Genomic DNA, 835 nt, shown 5'->3' with positions numbered 1-835 from the left:
TCCAACAATTTATGGAATTGCATTGAAAAATATGGGTGATGAAGCTAAAATTGGTTCGGCTGGTTTGGTAATGGCCATTGTAGGTGGAGCTTTTATGCCAGTTGTGCAAGGAAGTATTTTAGATTGGGGTGGACCTGGATTTGCAGATGAGCAAATATTAGGATTTATACCTGAAGTGAATTTTTCATTTGTATTGCCTATGATTTGTTTGGCGGTAGTAGCACATTATGGTTATGCAACATTAAAAAAATCTAATAACTAATAATTATGAGTACGAAAAGATATTGTTATTCTTGCGATTTAAAAGATGATTCTAAACTAATAGCAGAATATAAAGCATACCATGCTGCCGGAAATGCATGGCCAGAAATTACAAAAAGCATCAAAGATGCCGGAATTGTAGATATGCAAATTTACCTAACAGGAAATCGTATGTTTATGATTATGGAAGTAGATGAAACTTTCGATCCTGCAAAGAAAGCAGAAATGGATGCCAACAATCCTAAAGTACAGGAGTGGGAAAACCTTATGTGGAATTACCAGCAAGAATTGCCTTGGGCAAAGGATGGTGAAAAATGGATTGCTTTGGAGCAAGTGTTTCAATTGTAATTCAATTTAAAATTATAAATAAGAATAAAAAAGTCAGACTAGCGTCTGGCTTTTTTTATGAAGTGCATAGGAGGAGTTCCTATAGAGAATTAGTGAGTTGAAAGTTTGAAGCATAAAAAAACCGTAAAGAAATACATCTTTACGGTTTTTAAGTGGTGCCTCCAGGAATCGAACCAGGGACACATGGATTTTCAGTCCATTGCTCTACCAACTGAGCTAAGGCACC

1 protein-coding gene, 1 tRNA gene and 1 pseudogene are annotated in these 835 nt (G+C 35.8%); 2 read left to right on the top strand and 1 reads right to left on the bottom strand.

Features of this window, described 5'->3' with window-relative positions; translation table 11 throughout:
- A pseudogene (locus tag FGM02_RS17975) lies at positions 1–262 on the top strand (L-fucose:H+ symporter permease); the annotation flags it as partial.
- A 5-nt stretch (positions 263–267) separates the two neighbouring features.
- Positions 268–609 (top strand): L-rhamnose mutarotase, encoded by a 342-nt coding sequence (locus FGM02_RS17970; RefSeq protein ID WP_139955980.1) that lies wholly within the window; start codon positions 268–270, stop codon positions 607–609.
- A gap of 153 nt (positions 610–762) precedes the next feature.
- On the opposite strand, the gene FGM02_RS17965 is transcribed toward FGM02_RS17970, so the two are convergent.
- A tRNA-Phe gene (locus tag FGM02_RS17965) sits at positions 763–835 on the bottom strand.

Origin of the sequence: Flavicella sediminum (genome assembly GCF_006381105.1) — a bacterium.
GTDB lineage: Bacteria > Bacteroidota > Bacteroidia > Flavobacteriales > Flavobacteriaceae > Flavicella > Flavicella sediminum.
The sequence above is the reverse complement of the archived record's forward strand: the minus strand, read 5'-3'. Positions and strand labels throughout refer to the sequence as shown.